Here is an 18126-nt window from a genome sequence, read left to right on the forward strand (position 1 = left end):
ACTAGACTGTTGCCATTTCAACGGCAGGTGCTTGAGCGGTTTCGTCTTCGTATTTTTCTTGGGCAATAATGGCGCAGCCGTAAGCTCCCATTAGACCAGCAATACTTGGACGAACAACTTCGCGTTCACTGACCAATTCAAAGGCACGGAGCACCGCTTCATTGTAGAAAGTACCGCCTTGGACAACAATTTTTTCACCTAAATCTTCAGGACGTTTGAGTTTAATAACCTTATAAAGCGCATTTTTGATAACAGAATAGGAAAGTCCTGCAGAAATATCAGCAACAGTAGCGCCTTCTTTTTGCACTTGTTTGACTTTTGAGTTCATGAACACTGTACATTTTGAACCGAGGTCAACAGGGTGTTCAGCTAGTAAAGCAACTTGTGCAAAGTCTTTAACGTCGTATTTAAGTGATTTGGCAAAGGTTTCGATGAAAGAACCACAACCAGATGAACAAGCTTCGTTCAATTGAATACTTGAGAGGGCGCCGTCTTGAACGCTCATAGCTTTCATATCTTGCCCACCAATATCGAGGATGAAATCAACACCAGGGTTGAAGTAATTAGCGGCTTTGAAGTGAGCAACGGTTTCGACTTCACCATAGTCAACGTGTAAGGCTGCTTTAATCAAATTTTCACCATAACCTGTTACGCAAGAGCGTGCGATAAAGGCTGTGTCTGGTAATTGGCGATAAACTTCTTTAAGAATTTCGATAACATTTTCAAGTGGTTGCCCTTGGTTGTTGCCATAGTGTTGGAATAAAATGGCACCTTCGGGATCAGTCAAGACAACCTTTGAGGTTGTTGAACCCGCATCAATTCCTAGAAAGACTGGACCAGAAGCTTTGGCAATATCTTTATATTCAACACTTGCTTCATTGTGGCGAGCGCGCCAAGCGTCTAATTCAGCTTGGTCTTTGAAAAGAACATCTAGTGTATTTTTAGGAACTAGCGATTTTGAAGTGTTATTTTCAAGGTTATGAATGATTTCTGATAGTGCTAATTGCGCTTGGTCTTCATCTAAGGCAGCTCCCATGGCAACGAAAAGTTGCGGATTTTCAGGGAAAATAACATTTTCTGGTTTAATATTGAGTGTTTCAATGAAACGTTGACGAAGTTCACTCATAAAGAACAACGGTCCGCCAAGAAAGGCAATATTTCCAGAAATTTTACGCCCTGAAGCCAAACCAGCAATGGTTTGATTAACAACGGCTTGGAAAATAGAAGCCGCAATGTCCTCTTTACGAGCCCCTTCATTAATCAATGGTTGGACGTCTGTTTTGGCAAATACCCCACAACGACTGGCGATTGGGTAAATCGTTTCGTAGCCTTTGGCTAATTCATTAACGCCGTTGGCATCTGTTTTCAAAAGCTCTGCCATTTGGTCAATGAAAGCTCCTGTACCACCAGCGCATGTTCCATTCATGCGCTGTTCAAGAGCATCACCAAAGAATGTCATCTTAGCATCTTCACCACCAAGTTCGATAACAACATCGGTTTGTGGAATGAATTTTTCAACGGTAGTGGTAGCGGCAATAACTTCCTGAACAAATGGAATTTTTGCCACATCTGCCAAACCCATTCCCCCTGAACCTGTGATAGCAATACTGACTGCTTGGTCGCCGATTTCTGAAATAGCTTCCTTTAAAACTTTAATTGTTGCTGTTTTGACATCTGAAAAGTGACGTTCATAACGTGAGAATAATAATTGATAGTTATCGTCGAAGATGACAACTTTAACAGTTGTCGATCCGACATCTATACCTGCTTTATACATATAATAAAATACTAAAAGTGTTAGAGGGCGGTGGGAGTGAGATGAAAATCGAATTTCTTAGAAAATTTTCCCCCTTATCCACGCAAATAGGTCTTTAACACTATTTTTTCCTTTCTTTGTTTTACCTAACACAGTGTTACATTGCCAACAATCTGTTGCTTATTCAACAAACCGTTTGCTATAATAGTATTATAGAATACTTATTGTCAAATTCAATCGCTAATTTTTTAAGTTGTGTTGTTTAAACAACACATGTTCAACAAACTGTTGTTTATCTTGGAGGAATAAACTAATGAAATTTACAGATATTCGTTATTTAAGAACTGAGAAATTGATTTTTGATGCTTTTGCCAAACTACTCAGCGAAAAACCTTACGAAAAAATTACAGTGCAAGATATTGCTGACGAAGCGATGATTAACCGTGCTACTTTTTATGCTCATTATGCTGATAAAGATGAATTACAGAAAGGAATTCAACAGCAGGTGTTGGGAGAAATGTCTGCGATGATTGATGGTGCCCAAATAACAAATGGTAATCGTGTGAAGGTAAAAAGAGCTGAAAAACTACTAGCTGATTTTTACCATGATTTGGAGAAAAATTCCGCTATTGCTAAAATAGTTTTGCGCAGTATTTCACAGGAAATCATGCAAGAAAAATTTGGTACTTTGTTACACGAAAAATATGATCATCTGCTTGCTAAGCTGAATGTTACAGAATCTGGCGAGCAGGTTCCGACAGAATTTATCGTTGCCTACCTAACCAGTATCTTCACAGGAACCTTGTTATGGTGGATAAAATCAGATTTTGCTATGCCAGCTAAGGAATTGGCACGTTTGGTACTTACACTTATTAGTAATGGTCACTTAACCGTCATGGGAGTCATTATTGATCGGGAGGACTAACACAAAAAGCTGAGAAATCAGTTTTTTTATTTTTATTTTGTTATAATGGGAGGAAATAGAAAGAGTGAATTTATGAATGATGAAAAGCTAATTTGTGATGGTATTGATCATCAGTTGTACCCAATGGTAGAGGGAGTATTTCTCTCTGAGTTGGATGTTCGTTTGCGTAATCTTATTAAGAAAAAACATCCTGAATTAAAGGAAAATGATTTTATTAGCAATAAAAATTTAACACATTACCGTGTGTTATTTCTGGATGAAATGGTTAATAAAGCAAATCGGAAGAATGATTTTATCCGTGAATTAGTTTACGATGTATCTAAGGATAACCGTTATACTGCATTGGATGTTCAAGGTCAATTGGATAAAAAACTGACTTTTGGTCAACGAATCGCTGATGATGTAGCACGTTTTGGTGGTTCATGGACATTTATCATTTCATTTATTGTTTTTATGGTGATTTGGATGGCAGTAAATGTTATCAAGCCTTTTGGAATTGCTTTTGATCAGTATCCGTTTATTTTGCTGAATTTAGCCTTATCAACAATTGCAGCTATTCAGGCACCTTTGATTATGATGAGTCAAAATCGAGCTTCAGAATATGACCGCCTACAAGCTAAAAATGATTATAATGTTAATAAAGTTTCAGAGGAAGGTATTCGACTGTTACATGCGAAGCTTGACCATTTGGTCCAACAAGATCAATCAGATTTGTTAGAAATTCAAAAACTACAAACAGAAATGTTAGCGTCTCTTACTAATCAAGTTATTGAATTGCAAGAGCAAAATAAAGAATTGCTTGAAGAAATGAATAAAATAACACTAAAATAGAAATAAGCCAATGTGTTTTAAGAGAGGACGAATATGAAAAATGGTATAGTAATGACCTTATTTACGCTATTGATGGTATTAGCGATGTTTCTATTATTCTATTTTATTTATGATGTCAAACCTGGTAATATGAAGAAAAATTTTACCTATTCAAAAAAAGTTATTAGTAATCCCTTGATGGGATACGCACCTGCTGCAATGGAAGAAATAGTGGCGGATGATGTTACCCTTCTTTATGTGGACATTACTTGGCGAGAATTAGAGCCTAAAGAAGGTATTAGGAGATTGGTATGATTCAGATTGTGGAAAAGGTTTTTCGCCGAACTATAATAGTGAAGAATTAATTACTGCCTATGAAAAAACTATTCAAGCAATGGGAGATCGTTGGGGGGATGAGGAATTGATAAGTTTTATTGAATTAGGTGGATTAGGACATTGGGGAGAATGGCATGTTGATAGTACCGCGGGTGTTCGTCAATTGCCAGACGAATCTGTTCGTGAGCGGTATGTCGTGCCTTGGTTATCAGCTTTTCCGAATGCCAATTTACTCATGCGTCGGCCGTTTAGAATAGCGAGTGAAAATGATTTAGGGTTGTATAATGACATGGCTGGAAATTGTGAAGCAACTCAAGAATGGCTAGATTGGATTGATTCAGGAGGCATCTATTCAGAAACGGGAGAAAACGATTTAGTAATGATGTCTGATGCTTGGCAAACAGCACCAATTGGTGGTGAATTAACAAGTTCAGATAGCTTAAGTAGCCTTTTAGGAGATAAACTTTCACAGACGACAAGTTTAGTAGCTCAGTCACATACAACATTTTTAGGACCAAAAGTTGCCGAAGATATTGGTGACAATAAGACTGGCTATAATGAACTATTAAAAAATATGGGGTATCGTTTATGGGTAACATCTGCAAGCATCAAGCAAGAGTCAACGCAAAAAGTTGTTCTTAATATTACCTTAAAAAATTCAGGAGTTGCACCATTTTATCGAAATTGGACGACTTATGTTTATTTAAAAAACAAAGGTACCAATCGTATTAAAAGGATTAAACTAGATTTAAATGTAGCTAAAATTCTTCCTAATGAAGAGAAATCCATACCTATTGAACTTCCTATAAGTAATGTAAAGAAGTTACGGGAAAATTATAGTATCTCTTTAGGGATTGTAGATCCCATGACAAATAAAAATGCGATTCACTTTGCAGTATCTGGACAAGAAACTGCTGATACATTGCTTTTGTTTGATTAGTAAAAGTAAGTATAAAAATCCAGAAGAACAATATGTCAAATTTTAATCTAATAATTGAAGACAAATCACATTTTGGGGATTTGTCTTTTTCTGTTTACAGGAGTTGCTAATGATTTTAAGGGGCATAAATTTAGCTTATTGTCTCATTTGAAAATTGATGTATTTCTGTTTGTTAATAGTAAGTTTAACACGGGAGTAGCTACAAGCATCTTGTACAGATTAATTGATAGTAATTTGATACTCTGAGTAGAGATAACTTCGATATATGTTTGTAGGGGAGGTTGCCATTATTGTTTTTTCGATATATTTTGAAAATGGCTAGATTATATGTAGGAATCATTGATAAGTGATACTAAGCTTGAAATGTTTCATTGTTTGATACGTGAAGTAAATATTAAAAAGGTTTGGTATCAAAATATTGAAATTTTCAGACTAATTATTTGTCAAAAAAAATAAAATGATAGAATGTTTTTCACATAAGTTTTTTTTTTTTCATAAAACAAATAATATTAAAATAAAAGGAGGTAAAATGACTGTTTTAATAACAGGAAACACTGTAATACTAGAAGAAAGTGATTTGTTAAAAATGTTTCCTGAAGAAAAAGTGGTAGTATTAGGGGAATTAAGTCAATCAAAATGTAAAAATAGAATTCGAAAGATTGCTTGGGAGGAAGAAATTGATATTGAACAACTGTTAACCGGTTATCATATAACCTCTATTCTATATCTTTCCGAATCCGTAGAACCTTTAAAAGAACTTGATGGTGAATTTTTACAGATTAAAAAAATCCTCAATGCTTTAAGCAAGGATTTTTTGGTAGAATTTTTGTACGTAATGGGACCTGATTTATGTTTTCAAGAGGAAAGTAATCGAAGCATAATGCTATCAGCTTATCAACGAATGCTTTATCATTATTCACAAAATCAGCAATTATCTATAAAAATTTTACGATCTCTTTATCTTTATCAATTATCAAATTCAACGGATTATTTACGAAGTATCTTAACGTCTGACAATGACATAATGATACATCCAGATCAGAAAATTTATTATATTTTTAATAGAGATTTATTGGATTTGTGTCGTCGTATTTTTGATAATTGGACTGACGCCTTTGAAAGAATAGAAGTCCCAGATAGTTTTGATATGAGCTTTCAACAACTTTTTAGAGAACTTAATATTCATAATGTTGTATTTTCTAAAGAAGCCCAGTTGTCTATTTTAAAGCCACAGACTTCTGATCTTAGACAAGACTATGGATGGTTTCCAAAAGTTTCTTTATTAGAGGATTTATCAACTCATGATTTGCCAAGTTTTGCCACAGAGCTACAATCATTATCATTAGTGAATAAATTACGTGAATTTGCTAAATTAGATAGAACACCAGCCAGAGTCGTTGTTTTGCTTGGGTTACTTATTGTTAGTGGGGTATTTTCTTATTTATTTGGGGACCAAATATATTTTCAAACAGTCGATTATCGTTTGTTTGCTATTGTGATATCAGGTCTTAGTTTAGGACTGTTTTATGGTCTATGGGCAGCCGTTTTTGCATCAATCGGACTGATTATTCAAAATATTCTGATGGGGTTTGCTGATTTTCAAACGCTCTTTTTTGAGCCGACTAATTGGATTCCATATATAATCTACATAGTGTCAGGTTTGGTGAGTGGGTATATTAAAGAGAAAGATAGGTCTGACTTATCTAGACTTTCATCGGAAATTAATCATTTGAAACAACAGTTATCTGGTGAACAATCATTTGCTGAAGATTTATTATCAGAGAAAGTTGAGCTGACGCACCAGATTTTGGAACGGCAAGATAGTTATGGTCGGATTTATCGCTTTTTAGAAAATTTGGAAACACCATATTTAGAAATTTTTATGGTCAAGTTATTGGATTATATTAGTGAGGCTTTTGGTACAGATGAGATTGCGATTTGTAAGGTAGATAATAATCAGAAAAGTAAGTTGCAATTAACAACAGTGCAAAATACCAAACATCTCATTTTAACTGCAGAACAGTTAGCAGGAGTTAGTCAGCAGTTAGTTGATAATACAGTTTGGGTGAACCAGCATTTACATGACGACTATCCGATGTATTTGGCAGGAGTTTTGGCAGATGGTGAGTTGTGTTATTATTTAGCCTTGGATCATTTACCAACAGATAAATTAAATCTTTATCATCAAAATCTTTTGAAGTCTTTAACCGGATTAGCAAGCCTAAGTTATCAACATCTTCGTCAAAAATTAACATCAGTTTCTCAGTATGAGGTTTTAAAGGAAGTAGCATTTTATCAAAAATTATTAGCGTTAAAAGATGTTGATTCGCCTTATTTCATGTGGAAAGTATTGAATTTAGGGCTTCTAGTAGAGGAGATTCCTCCAACAATGTTGAAAAGCTTGCAAGAAAAATTATCACTTTTTGATAGCTTAGGACAAGTTGAAAATCATCTTTGTTTGTTAATTAATACATATACGCAATCACTAACAGACTGGTATGAGAAGTTGTCTGATTTAGGTTTTGAAGTAGTTGGTGAACATAATGTTGAGGAGACTGTTGAAGCTATTGCGTTTAAGCAAATGATTTCGTGAGAAGGAGAAGTTAATGTTGTTTGCTATGTTTTTAGGATGCCATTTAGCCATTGTTGTTAGTTTTTTCTTAATAGCAAGAAAAAACAACATTCAACTTGGTTTTTATTTTGACTCACTAATTATTTTTTTACCATTCATCGGAATTTTACTGGTGCTTTATATTTTAAAGGAAAGACAATCGCAACTTGTAGATGGTGAGTTAGCTTTTTATGAAGTGATTCCTTGGTTAATAGATGATACAACTGAGCAAAATCAATTGGAGGTGAAGGAAAATGTCATGCTTGACATTACAAATATTGTTCCTTTCCAAGAGGCGCTTTTGCTTAATCATTCGGGGATTAAACGTGAATTGATTATTGATGTTATTTTTGAGTCGCCAGATCAATTTGTGCCGTTGCTCCATCAAGCACGTTTAAACGAAGATGTTGAAGTGGTTCATTATGCCACAACAATTCTTTCTGAATTGACTGCAAAATATGATGAGCGTTTACGTCAGTTGGAAGAACGTGTTCAAAAAGAACCTAATTCATTAGAGAGGCATTGTGAATATGCTAATTTTTTAGAGCGTTATATTGATAGCGAAATAGCAGAGGGGCACTATGGATTGACGTTAAAACATATTTATATTGAAGAAATCAATGAGATGCTAGCAAGGAATTTTCCAGTTGAAAAGTCACGTTTGCTTACTTTAGCTAAAATTTATCAGAGTATGAATGATTTTGTGAGATTAGAAAATTTATTAACAAAGCTTTTTGCTCTTTTTCCAGATGATCAGGATATTTGGATGTTGAAACTTGATATGATTGTTTTGAAAAAATCGAGTTCTGATTTGAAGCGTTTTTGGAAAGAACTAGAGCAACATCATGTTTATTTTTCGGCTAAAAATAAAGCTAAATTGGCGTTTTGGCAATAAGTGTAGGGAATACAGATGTTAAAAAAAAGAACGTTTAGATTTACGATGATTCTTCCAGTTTTTCTTATTCTTGTAGTATTATCGGTAGGATTGTTGGTTGAACAGAATGGGATTAATTATTATAGTCATAAGGATGATTATTATCTATCTGATAATCAGGTTCAAACTAAGGCGGAAGCCTTGGTTAACGTCTCAGCGACAAATCTATTGATTTATGATTCAAGCAATGAGACCTCTGAGAGTGCTATTGATAATTTTAAGCAGATTTTTGAAGATATGAAGGTTGCAACGACTTATATTGATGTTGACAATGAAATGGTGCCTGATTTTAGAAATTTTGATACGGTTGTTGTTCTAACACCAGATTTAAGACCACTTGGTGATACTGTTTTTCACTTAATGGAATGGGTTGAATCAGGTGGTGATGTCATGTTTGCGATGACACTACAAAAAGATGAAGTTACATCTGCTATTGAGCATAAGCTAGGTATTATAAATGCATCTGATACCTATGCTAAAGTTGAGGAAGTTTCAATTAAAAATGGCTTTATGTTGGGAGCGGGGCAGGATTATGCTCTTGATAAGCCCTTTGATTCTGCTTGGGCAGTTGAGCTTGATGATAATGCAGAGGTTTACTTGACAACAGGAGACGATAGTAAAATTCCTCTGGTTTGGGAATATGATTTAGGACATGGTCATGTGGTTGTTGATAATTTTGGTATCTATGAAAAAGCAGTGCGTGGTTTCTATTCGGCATCTTATTCGTTATTGAGAGATGTTGAGATATATCCAGTAATTAATTCCGCTGCTTTTACCTTGGATGATTTTCCATCACCAGTTCCACGTGGCGATGGAAAATACATTACACGTGATTATCAGATGACAGTTTCTGATTTTTACACGAATATTTGGTGGCCTGATATGATTAGTTTATCTGATAAATACGGTATTAAATATACGGGTGTTATCATTGAAAATTATGAGGATGACACAACAGGAAGCACTGAGCGTCAGTCAGATAGTTCGCGTTTTATTTATTTTGGTAATAAGCTTTTACAAATGGGCGGTGAGATAGGCTATCACGGTTATAATCATCAACCCTTGATGTTGTCGGATACTGACTATGGTGGTGCCTTTTCTTACAATACGTGGACGAGTGATACAGCGATTGAAAAGTCGTTAGATGAATTAATGGATTTCACGGAGAATTTGTTTCCAAGGAGTGAACGTTCGGTTTATGTACCACCTTCAAATATTTTATCAGCAGAAGGTAGGGCTTTATTAGCAAAGGATTATCCAAATATTAAGGTTATTGCCAGTAGTTATTTTTCAGAAGATTTTGTCTATGAGCAAGAATTTGAAGTCGCAGATGACGGTATTGTTGAAGAACCGCGGATAACATCAGGAGCTATTATTGATGATTACACGAAATTGACGATGCTTTCTGAGTTAAATATGCATTATGTTAGTCACCACTTTATTCACCCAGACGATCCCTTGGATATTGACCGTGGAGCAAAATTGGGTTGGGCTCAATTATATAAGAATCTGTCTAAACAAATGGCATGGCTGTACAAAACAGCACCCTCTATTCGAAATATGACAGAATCACAAATGGGTGGCGCTATTCAACGTTTCTCAAGTATTACGGTTGAAAAAGAAGAGGCAGAAGATTTTTATCAATTTAATCTTGGTAATTTTGTTGATGAGGCGTATTTGATGGTGCGGTTTAACAATGGTAAACCTGGTGATATAACGGGAGGCAGTTTGGAACACTTGACAGGAAATCTCTATCTTTTGCATGCAACCTCAAGTTCAGTAGCCATTGCTAAGAAATAAAGGTTTAGGAAGGAAAATAGTTGCGTATTTGTTTAATTTTGGAAGGGTGCTACCCTTACGTCAATGGTGGCGTCTCATCGTGGATGCACAATTATATTAATGAGATGACTGAGCACGAATTTGTTCTAGTGACCATTGGAGCAAATGCTGAAAGTCGTGGTAACTTCAAATATGAATTGGCTGACAATGTGGTCGAGGTCAAGGAAGTTTTTCTGGATGATGCTTTCCAAGTTTCTGGGAATTCTAACTTCAAAGAAATCTTTAACGATACGGAGAGACAAGCATTGAAAGATTTGCTATCTTGTCAATCTCCTGATTGGGAAGTATTGTTTGACATTTTTAATCAGCGTCAGGTTAATCCAAGTGACTTTTTGAGAAGTCGGCTGTTTTTGGAATTACTGACGGAAATTGTTGAGGAAAAGCATCAAAACCAAGCTTTTGCAGACCTCTTTCACACAACACGTTCCATGTTATTAACGGTTCTTTATCTGATGACCCAAGATATGCCGAAAGCTGATGTTTATCATTCTATTGCAACAGGTTATGCAGGGCTACTGGCTTCTTTGGGAAGTTATCAGCACCAAGCACCGTTGTTGTTGACAGAACACGGCATTTACACGCGAGAGCGTGAGGAAGAAATTTTGCGGTCAGATTGGGTATTGCCAACGATGAAACGGCAATGGATTCAGTTTTTCTATATGCTATCAAATCTTATCTATGACAAAGCGGAGTGTGTGACGAGTCTTTATACCAAAGCGAAGTTTATTCAAGAAGAGGTTGGATGTGACATTGAAAAATGTCGAGTGATTTCAAATGGGATTCATTATGACCGATTTTCGGCAATACCTTTGAAAGAAGAGGATGGTTGGATAGATATTGGTGCGGTTGTTCGTATCGCACCAATCAAGGACATTAAGACAATGCTTTATGTCTTTTATGAGTTGTCTCGCAATTATCCCAACACGCGATTGCATATTCTAGGTGCTGTTGATGATGAAACGTATAACAGAGAATGTCATCAATTGATTCGTCGGCTAGGCATCAAAAATGTGATTTTCACGGGGCAAGTTAATGTGGTTGAATACATGGAAAATTTGGATTTTACCATTTTAACAAGTATTTCAGAAGCACAGCCATTGTCTGTTATTGAATCCATGGCAGCTAGGAGACCTTGTGTGACAACTGATGTTGGCTGTTGCCGAGAATTGTTGGAGGGAAATAAAGATGATTATCTCGGTATTGCTGGTTATTGTATTCCGCCAACTTATCGAACAGGTCTGACACACGCCATGGAAAAAATGTGCAGTTCCCGTCAGTTGCGATTGAAAATGGGTGAAATTGCTCAAAAACGTGCGAGAACTTATTATCTCTATGAGATGATGATTCAGCAATATCGTGATTTGTATTTGGAGGTGGTTTGATGGCTGGAATTGGATTTGCCATTAATAAGGTTGTTAGAGAAAAACGTTTGACCTCAAAACCACGAGCCTTTGTTTATGCCTCGATTGTTACTGTCGCACCGCTTTTGCTGGGTGAATTGGTTCTGCTGACGGTCTTTATTTTGTCAAATTTGGCGAAAGTAACAATCACTGATCGTAATTTGATAGTTGCTATTATCACTTATGGTTTACTTGGTTCGCTTTTGATTAATGGATTTGTTTCCTTGGTGATTTCGCGGTACTTGTCGGATAAGATTTATTCACGAGATATTCGCCATGTGTTGACAAGTTATTGGGGGAGTCAAATTTTCACCCTTACTATTGGTGGTATTTTGTATGGTATTTTTCTACTTTTTTCACATTTGGGATGGCTATATGGTATTTTAGCATGGCTTTTATTTTGTGAACTATTGTTATCTTGGAATATTATTAATTATTTGACGATTATTAAAGATTATTGGGGAATTTTTAAGGCATTTCTTGTGACCGTAGTAACGACGTTACTGATGACGGGGATTTTTTTACTTATTGATTTCTCGGTTGTTGTTGCTAGTCTATCAGGAATAATCTTTGGTTATGCAAGTTTCTTTATTTTAGCAACCAATCTTTTGTATCAACAATTTCCTAACAAACTAGTCTACCACCATATGTTTGATTTTTTGAATGGATTTGATGATTATTGGGAACTGGCTATCATTGGCTTATGTACACAGATTGGTCTTTTAGGGCATGTTATTGTGATTTGGTTTAGTCAAATTGGTGAGCAGGTTCGTGGTTTTTTCTATATTGCGCCTTATTATGATTTGACAGTCTTCATTGCTTCTTTGACCATGTTGGCAACAACAGCACATTTTATTGTTTCTATGGAGGTCGATTTCTTTGATAGTTATCGTAAATATTACTTGAGTTTTAATAACGGAGTAACGCTACAAGAAATTCGTAAATTAGAAAGGGACATGACTGACAATTTGAAAAAAGGCTTGAAACGAACTGTTTGGGTTCAATTAATGGTTACGCTACTAGCTATTTCTGTTGGAATAACGATTTTGAATGTTTTACCCTTGGGATTTAATACGACAATGAATGGTTATTTTAGAATTTTATGTGTAGCATATGCTGTTTACGGTATGGCCAATGTAGTCACTTTGTCTACTATTTATTTTGGAAATCTATCAGGTAGTTATCGTGCTAGTATTATCTTTGCTTTGACATCTATTTTAGCAACGATTGCTAGTTTATATACAAGTATTTTGTTTTATGGATTTGGCTTCCTAGTTGCAACTATGTTTTACTTTATCATAGCTTGGTTAGATTTAGAGAACATTAGTAGCAATTTGCTATATCAGATTTTAGGACGGCATCCAATAATTGAAGCGGAAAAAGACGGTGCATTTCATTATTTGGCAAGTTTTTTAAATCAAAAAATGCTTATTTTGACTAGAAAGGGAAATTACGAAAAATAACAAAAGCTGTTTATTAGTCTTTTTACTGTTAGCGGTGATCGCTGAGCTTGTTTTGATTTTTGGGCTTTTTACCAATAATGATGATTCAAGAGACACTACTACAAAGTCAATAACGACTGCTACAGAGGAGAGTTATCATTTGACGGATAATGATGTGATTTATAGAATAGAAGATTATAAAGATGTTCAGACCATATATTTAACCGTTACATGTGAGAATGATAGTGATAATACCAGTCATTTATAGTCAGAAGTTAATAATTTATTCGTTTATGATTATGAAAAAATAGGAGTTGAATGCTATAAGATTTCGGCTTTGTTGCAAGTGGGAAATGAAAATGAACCTGTGACTGGAGAGCTTGGCTACGGTGAAAGCTCCCTAATGCGACATCCAAATTCGTGGACAAAGTTTAAGTAAGAACCAACAGAAAAACTATAAAATCAAAATTAAACAAAGTAAGAGAAATTGATATGGATAGCGAACGATTAACCTGAATAAACACCCGACAGAAAATCTTCGTTTTCGAAACATGATGTGGTATGTATTGCTTCAAGATACTCCAAATGAGGCATACAGGGTTAAAAGTTTATGGTCAAAGGGAAAGAGGAGGAACTAGAATGTCCGTTTTATTAACAGGAGGAGCAGGTTTTATTGGTAGTCATACAGCAGTTGAACTCATTTCAGCAGGTTATGATGTGATTATTGTCGATGATTTTTCAAATAGTTCACAAGAAGTTCTAAACCGTTTGAAAGTCATTATTGGTCAGGAAATTCCGTTTTACAAAGGTTCTATTTTAGATAAAAACTTTTTAAACAATGTTTTTTATGAAAATGACATTGAAGCTGTGATTCATTTTGCAGCATTTAAGGCAGTCGGAGAATCGGTTGAGCAGCCGTTAAGTTATTATCAAAATAATCTGACTGGGACATTGACGTTACTTGAAGTGATGAAAAATTACCATGTCAATCATATTGTTTTTAGCTCTAGTGCAACGGTTTATGGCATGAATAATGTATCACCGCTGACTGAGGATTTACCAACATCAGCCACAAATCCTTATGGTTATACGAAAGTAATGATTGAACAAATTTTGACTGACCTGGCTTATGCAGACAAAGATTTATCTGTGACTAATTTACGTTATTTCAATCCTATCGGAGCACACGAAAGTGGATTAATCGGTGAAGCCCCAAATGGTATTCCAAATAACTTAGTGCCATACATTAGCCAAGTGGCTGTCGGTAAATTAAAAGAATTAAGCGTTTTTGGTAATGATTATGATACACCAGACGGAACTGGTGTGCGTGATTACATTCATGTTGTTGATTTGGCAAAAGGTCATGTTGCTGCGCTGAAGAAAAATCTTGCTAGCAAAGGAGTAGCGGTATATAATCTTGGAACAGGTCATGGTTATAGCGTCTTGGATTTGGTGAAAGCGTTCGAAGAAGTCAATCATGTATCCGTTCCGTACATTATCAAAGATCGCCGCGCTGGCGATATCGCCACTTGCTACGCAGACGCAAGCAAAGCTAAAGAAGAATTGGGCTGGACAGCACAAAAAACATTGCAAGACATGATGCGTGATTCATGGAGATGGCAAAACCAAAATCCAAACGGTTATCAAGTTTAACAACCCTATTTTAAGTAGGTGGTAGAGACGGGGCAAGCCTCATTGCTTATGCAGTTGTAATAAGAGCATACGCAGTGGTTGAGTAGTTTCTAATGCGCTGATAAATCAGCTTTTACAACCCTACTTGACATCAAGCTTCGCTTGACTTTATTTCCCACCTCGAAAGATTCCCCAAATCTTTCGAGCTATGCGGGGGTGAGTTATAAAGGTTTGGGGAACCTTTATAATCGGGAAATAAAACTTACGAAGTAAGTGTCAAAAACGGTTTAGGAATAGACCGTTTTAGGTCAGCAACAAGAAATTAAGACTTGCTGAGAAATCAAGTTTCTACGAAACTACTGATTCGCTTTTTAATTTTTAGGCTCATGAATAAAGTCTCCACTGGAGACTTTATTTCAGATTGAAGAAAAAGTCCATTTTGGATATTTTTCTTCAATCTTTTTTCTTTTTGTTAAAAAATAAAAAACCTTAGGAACACCGTTATATCAGCATTTATAAGAGTTTATTCAAATCGATAGACACACTCTAAATTTACAATATTTATACTGCTGAGAGGGTTTGTCTACGCTCTGATAAAGTCTCCACTGGAGACTTTATTTGTCTCACTCCCTAAATTTTTATGTGAAAAGGTTTTTCTAATCAATCTTTAGGCTGAATTTTGTTATAATAAAACTAGTAGATAAAAGGGGGACAATTATGTCTGACAAAAGTATTAACTTAGTTATTGTAACTGGGATGAGTGGAGCTGGTAAAACGGTGGCAATTCAATCATTTGAAGATTTGGGTTATTTCACGATTGATAATATGCCACCAGCTTTGGTACCAAAATTTATTGAGCTGATTGAACAATCTAGCGACAATAATCGTGTGGCACTTGTAGTCGACATGCGTAGTCGCCTCTTTTTTAATGAAATCAATTCTGTTCTTGATAAAATCGATGCCAATCCAAAAATTGATTTTAAAATTTTATTCTTGGATGCGACAGATGGTGAATTGGTTGCTCGTTATAAAGAAACACGTCGTAGTCATCCGTTGGCAGCAGATGGACGTATTTTAGATGGTATCAAACTTGAGCGTGAATTGTTAGCGCCACTGAAAAACTTGAGCCAAAATGTGGTTGATACAACAGAACTCACACCACGCCAACTCCGTAAAACCATTTCAGAGCAATTTTCAAGTGAGGAAAACCAAGTATCATTTCGTATAGAAGTGATGAGTTTTGGTTTTAAGTATGGCTTGCCGCTTGATGCTGATTTGGTATTTGATGTGCGTTTCTTGCCAAATCCTTACTACAAACCAGAACTCCGTGACCAAACAGGGCTCGAATCAGAAGTCTATGATTACGTTATGAATCATGAAGAGTCTGAAGATTTCTATCAACATTTGACAGGCTTGATTAAACCAATTTTGCCAGGGTATCAAAAAGAAGGAAAATCCGTTTTGACGATTGCCATTGGTTGTACAGGTGGTCAACATCGTAGTGTCGCCTTTGCGCATCGTTTGGCAGAAGAGTTAAAAGAAAATTGGGTTGTCAATGAAAACCACCGTGATAAAAATCGTCGTAAGGAGACTGTGAATCGTTCATGAGAAAACCTAAAATTACTGTTATCGGTGGAGGAACGGGTATTCCTGTTATTTTAAATAGCTTACGGCATGAAGAAGTTGATATCACAGCGATTGTGACGGTTGCTGATGATGGTGGTAGTTCCGGAACTTTGCGTTCTGTGACGCAGTTAACACCGCCAGGCGACCTTCGTAACGTCCTTGTAGCGATGAGTGATATGCCGAAATTCTATGAAAAAGTCTTTCAATATCGTTTTGACGAAACTGATGGTGCTTTGGCAGGGCATCCGCTTGGTAATTTGATTATTTCAGGCATCGCAGAAATGCAAGGTTCAACCTACAATGCCATGCAGTTGCTAACAAAATTTTTCCATGTCACAGGAAAGATTTACCCAGCCAGTGAAAATCCATTGACTTTGCATGCTGTTTTCAAAGACGGTCACGAAGTTATTGGCGAAAGTCATATTGCTGATTATAAAGGTATGATTGACCACGTTTATGTCACAAATACTTATAACAATGAAGAACCGACTGCTAGTCGAAAAGTTGTTGATGCGATTATGGATAGTGATATGATTGTTCTGGGACCTGGTTCGCTTTTTACCTCAATCCTGCCCAATCTTGTTATTCCAGAAATCAAGCAAGCTCTGCTGGAAACCTCAGCAGAAGTGGCTTACGTTTGTAACATCATGACCCAATATGGTGAGACCGAGCATTTTACTGATGCTGACCATGTGGAAGTGCTCAACCGCCACCTTGGTAAAGATGTGATTGACACCGTTTTGGTCAATATCCAAGAAGTACCGCAAGATTACATGAATTCTAACGAATTTGATGAGTATTTGGTTCAAGTAGAACATGATTTTGCAGGACTTCGCAAGCAGGTGAAACGTGTGATTTCATCAGATTTCTTGCGTTTGGAAAATGGCGGAGCTTTTCACAATGGCGACTTTGTCGTTGAGGAATTAATGAATTTGGTGAGGATGAGGAAGCGATGAGTTTTACAGTAAAAGTGAAAGAAGAACTGCTCAATTTGTCGCGGTTTGATAAGAGCGAATTATCAGCAATCATTAAAATGTCTGGTAGCCTTGGCTTGACAGGAGACGGACTTACCTTGTCTATCACAACAGAAAATGCTAAAATCGCTCGTCATATTTATGAATTGACTGAAAATCTTTACCATGTTCAGCCAGAAATTAAATACCACCAAAAGACAAATCTGCGTAAAAACCGTATTTACAATGTTTTTGTGGTAGCAAACGTCAGAGAAATCTTGAATGACTTGCAGTTGGCGGATTCTTTCTTTGGCATTGAAATGGGAATTAACCCAACTATTTTAGAAGATGATGATAAGGGACGCGCTTATTTGCGCGGCGCTTTTTTGGCGACTGGAACCATTCGTGATCCAGAATCTGGAAAATATCAGCTGGAAATTTTCTCGGTTTATCAAGACCACGCTGAAGATTTGGCGAATTTGATGCGAAAATTTATCCTTTATGCTAAGGTCATTGAACATAAGAATGGTACGGTAACCTATTTGCAAAAAGCAGAAGACATCATGGATTTTCTTTTGATTATTGGTGCTATGGAATGTAAGGATATTTTTGAAGAAGTTAAGATTATGCGTGAGACACGTAACGATATCAATCGTGCTAATAATGCGGAGACGGCAAACATTGCCAAAACCGTGACAGCTAGCATGAAAACAATCAATAATATCATTAAAATCATGGATACGGTTGGACTTGAAACCTTGCCAATTGAACTTCAACAAGTGGCTAAAATCCGTGTTGAAAATCCAGATTATTCCATTCAACAAATTGCCGACCATTTGGAAGGCACATTGACCAAGAGTGGTGTTAACCACAGATTACGTAAAATTAATAAAATTGCGGATGAATTATAGAAAGTAAAAGG

14 protein-coding genes are annotated in these 18126 nt (G+C 36.1%); 13 read left to right on the forward strand and 1 reads right to left on the reverse strand.

What is annotated here, in order from left to right; translation table 11 throughout:
• Nucleotide 1: 1 nt before the first annotated feature.
• Nucleotides 2–1777 carry an acyl-CoA dehydratase activase gene (locus tag E8M05_RS11435; RefSeq protein ID WP_003063923.1) on the reverse strand — a complete coding sequence of 592 codons (1776 nt, stop codon included), beginning with the start codon at nucleotides 1775–1777 and terminating at the stop codon, nucleotides 2–4.
• Nucleotides 1778–2069: 292 nt separating this feature from the next.
• Here E8M05_RS11435 and E8M05_RS03480 point away from each other — a divergent pair, with 292 nt between their 5' ends.
• From E8M05_RS03480 to whiA, 13 genes are all read left to right on the forward strand, one after another.
• Nucleotides 2070–2681, forward strand: a complete 612-nt coding sequence (locus E8M05_RS03480; protein WP_003063924.1) for a TetR/AcrR family transcriptional regulator — start codon at nucleotides 2070–2072, stop codon at nucleotides 2679–2681.
• A gap of 72 nt (nucleotides 2682–2753) precedes the next feature.
• Nucleotides 2754–3512: a DUF1003 domain-containing protein gene (locus E8M05_RS03485; RefSeq protein ID WP_003063927.1), complete on the forward strand. Its 759-nt coding sequence runs from the start codon at nucleotides 2754–2756 to the stop codon at nucleotides 3510–3512.
• 33 nt (nucleotides 3513–3545) lie between these two features.
• Nucleotides 3546–3806 (forward strand): hypothetical protein, encoded by a 261-nt coding sequence (locus E8M05_RS11440; RefSeq protein WP_003063928.1) that lies wholly within the window; start codon nucleotides 3546–3548, stop codon nucleotides 3804–3806.
• A 79-nt stretch (nucleotides 3807–3885) separates the two neighbouring features.
• A complete protein-coding gene (locus E8M05_RS03490) occupies nucleotides 3886–4767 on the forward strand; it encodes a DUF4832 domain-containing protein (RefSeq protein WP_003063930.1) in 882 nt (293 codons plus the stop codon).
• A gap of 529 nt (nucleotides 4768–5296) precedes the next feature.
• A complete protein-coding gene (locus tag E8M05_RS03495; protein ID WP_013851640.1) occupies nucleotides 5297–7360 on the forward strand; it encodes a membrane protein in 2064 nt (687 codons plus the stop codon).
• Between the two features lie 13 nt (nucleotides 7361–7373).
• Nucleotides 7374–8273, forward strand: a complete 900-nt coding sequence (locus E8M05_RS03500; RefSeq protein ID WP_003063938.1) for a hypothetical protein — start codon at nucleotides 7374–7376, stop codon at nucleotides 8271–8273.
• A gap of 15 nt (nucleotides 8274–8288) precedes the next feature.
• Nucleotides 8289–10112 carry a DUF2194 domain-containing protein gene (locus E8M05_RS03505; RefSeq protein WP_003063940.1) on the forward strand — a complete coding sequence of 608 codons (1824 nt, stop codon included), beginning with the start codon at nucleotides 8289–8291 and terminating at the stop codon, nucleotides 10110–10112.
• Between the two features lie 20 nt (nucleotides 10113–10132).
• Nucleotides 10133–11533, forward strand: coding sequence for a GT4 family glycosyltransferase PelF (pelF, locus tag E8M05_RS03510; RefSeq protein ID WP_013851641.1), 1401 nt, complete (start codon nucleotides 10133–10135; stop codon nucleotides 11531–11533).
• On the forward strand, nucleotides 11533–13014 hold the full coding sequence (pelG, locus tag E8M05_RS03515) for an exopolysaccharide Pel transporter PelG (protein WP_003063947.1): 1482 nt from the start codon (nucleotides 11533–11535) through the stop codon (nucleotides 13012–13014). The genes pelF and pelG overlap by 1 nt, the downstream gene beginning before the upstream one ends.
• A gap of 618 nt (nucleotides 13015–13632) precedes the next feature.
• Nucleotides 13633–14646 carry a UDP-glucose 4-epimerase GalE gene (gene galE, locus E8M05_RS03525; RefSeq protein WP_013851642.1) on the forward strand — a complete coding sequence of 338 codons (1014 nt, stop codon included), beginning with the start codon at nucleotides 13633–13635 and terminating at the stop codon, nucleotides 14644–14646.
• A gap of 696 nt (nucleotides 14647–15342) precedes the next feature.
• A complete protein-coding gene (gene rapZ, locus E8M05_RS03530) occupies nucleotides 15343–16233 on the forward strand; it encodes an RNase adapter RapZ (RefSeq protein WP_003063956.1) in 891 nt (296 codons plus the stop codon).
• Nucleotides 16230–17207 carry a YvcK family protein gene (locus E8M05_RS03535; protein ID WP_013851643.1) on the forward strand — a complete coding sequence of 326 codons (978 nt, stop codon included), beginning with the start codon at nucleotides 16230–16232 and terminating at the stop codon, nucleotides 17205–17207. The genes rapZ and E8M05_RS03535 overlap by 4 nt, the downstream gene beginning before the upstream one ends.
• Entirely contained in the window at nucleotides 17204–18115 is a 912-nt protein-coding gene (whiA, locus tag E8M05_RS03540) for a DNA-binding protein WhiA (RefSeq protein ID WP_013851644.1), read from the forward strand. The genes E8M05_RS03535 and whiA overlap by 4 nt, the downstream gene beginning before the upstream one ends.
• Nucleotides 18116–18126: the final 11 nt, after the last annotated feature.

Origin of the sequence: Streptococcus pasteurianus (assembly GCF_004843545.1) — a bacterium.
Taxonomy (GTDB): domain Bacteria; phylum Bacillota; class Bacilli; order Lactobacillales; family Streptococcaceae; genus Streptococcus; species Streptococcus pasteurianus.

Bases quoted from the DNA above. Each gene is read 5' to 3' on its own strand.
- galE (WP_013851642.1), top strand. From the start codon at position 13,633: ATGTCCGTTTTATTAACAGGAGGAGCAGGTTTTATTGGTAGTCATACA.
- whiA (WP_013851644.1), top strand. From the start codon at position 17,204: ATGAGTTTTACAGTAAAAGTGAAAGAAGAACTGCTCAATTTGTCGCGG.
- E8M05_RS03505 (WP_003063940.1), top strand. From the start codon at position 8,289: ATGTTAAAAAAAAGAACGTTTAGATTTACGATGATTCTTCCAGTTTTT.
- E8M05_RS11435 (WP_003063923.1), bottom strand. From the start codon at position 1,777: ATGTATAAAGCAGGTATAGATGTCGGATCGACAACTGTTAAAGTTGTC.
- E8M05_RS03485 (WP_003063927.1), top strand. From the start codon at position 2,754: ATGAATGATGAAAAGCTAATTTGTGATGGTATTGATCATCAGTTGTAC.
- E8M05_RS03535 (WP_013851643.1), top strand. From the start codon at position 16,230: ATGAGAAAACCTAAAATTACTGTTATCGGTGGAGGAACGGGTATTCCT.
- pelG (WP_003063947.1), top strand. From the start codon at position 11,533: ATGGCTGGAATTGGATTTGCCATTAATAAGGTTGTTAGAGAAAAACGT.
- rapZ (WP_003063956.1), top strand. From the start codon at position 15,343: ATGTCTGACAAAAGTATTAACTTAGTTATTGTAACTGGGATGAGTGGA.
- E8M05_RS03490 (WP_003063930.1), top strand. From the start codon at position 3,886: ATGGGAGATCGTTGGGGGGATGAGGAATTGATAAGTTTTATTGAATTA.
- E8M05_RS11440 (WP_003063928.1), top strand. From the start codon at position 3,546: ATGAAAAATGGTATAGTAATGACCTTATTTACGCTATTGATGGTATTA.
- E8M05_RS03500 (WP_003063938.1), top strand. From the start codon at position 7,374: ATGTTGTTTGCTATGTTTTTAGGATGCCATTTAGCCATTGTTGTTAGT.
- E8M05_RS03480 (WP_003063924.1), top strand. From the start codon at position 2,070: ATGAAATTTACAGATATTCGTTATTTAAGAACTGAGAAATTGATTTTT.
- E8M05_RS03495 (WP_013851640.1), top strand. From the start codon at position 5,297: ATGACTGTTTTAATAACAGGAAACACTGTAATACTAGAAGAAAGTGAT.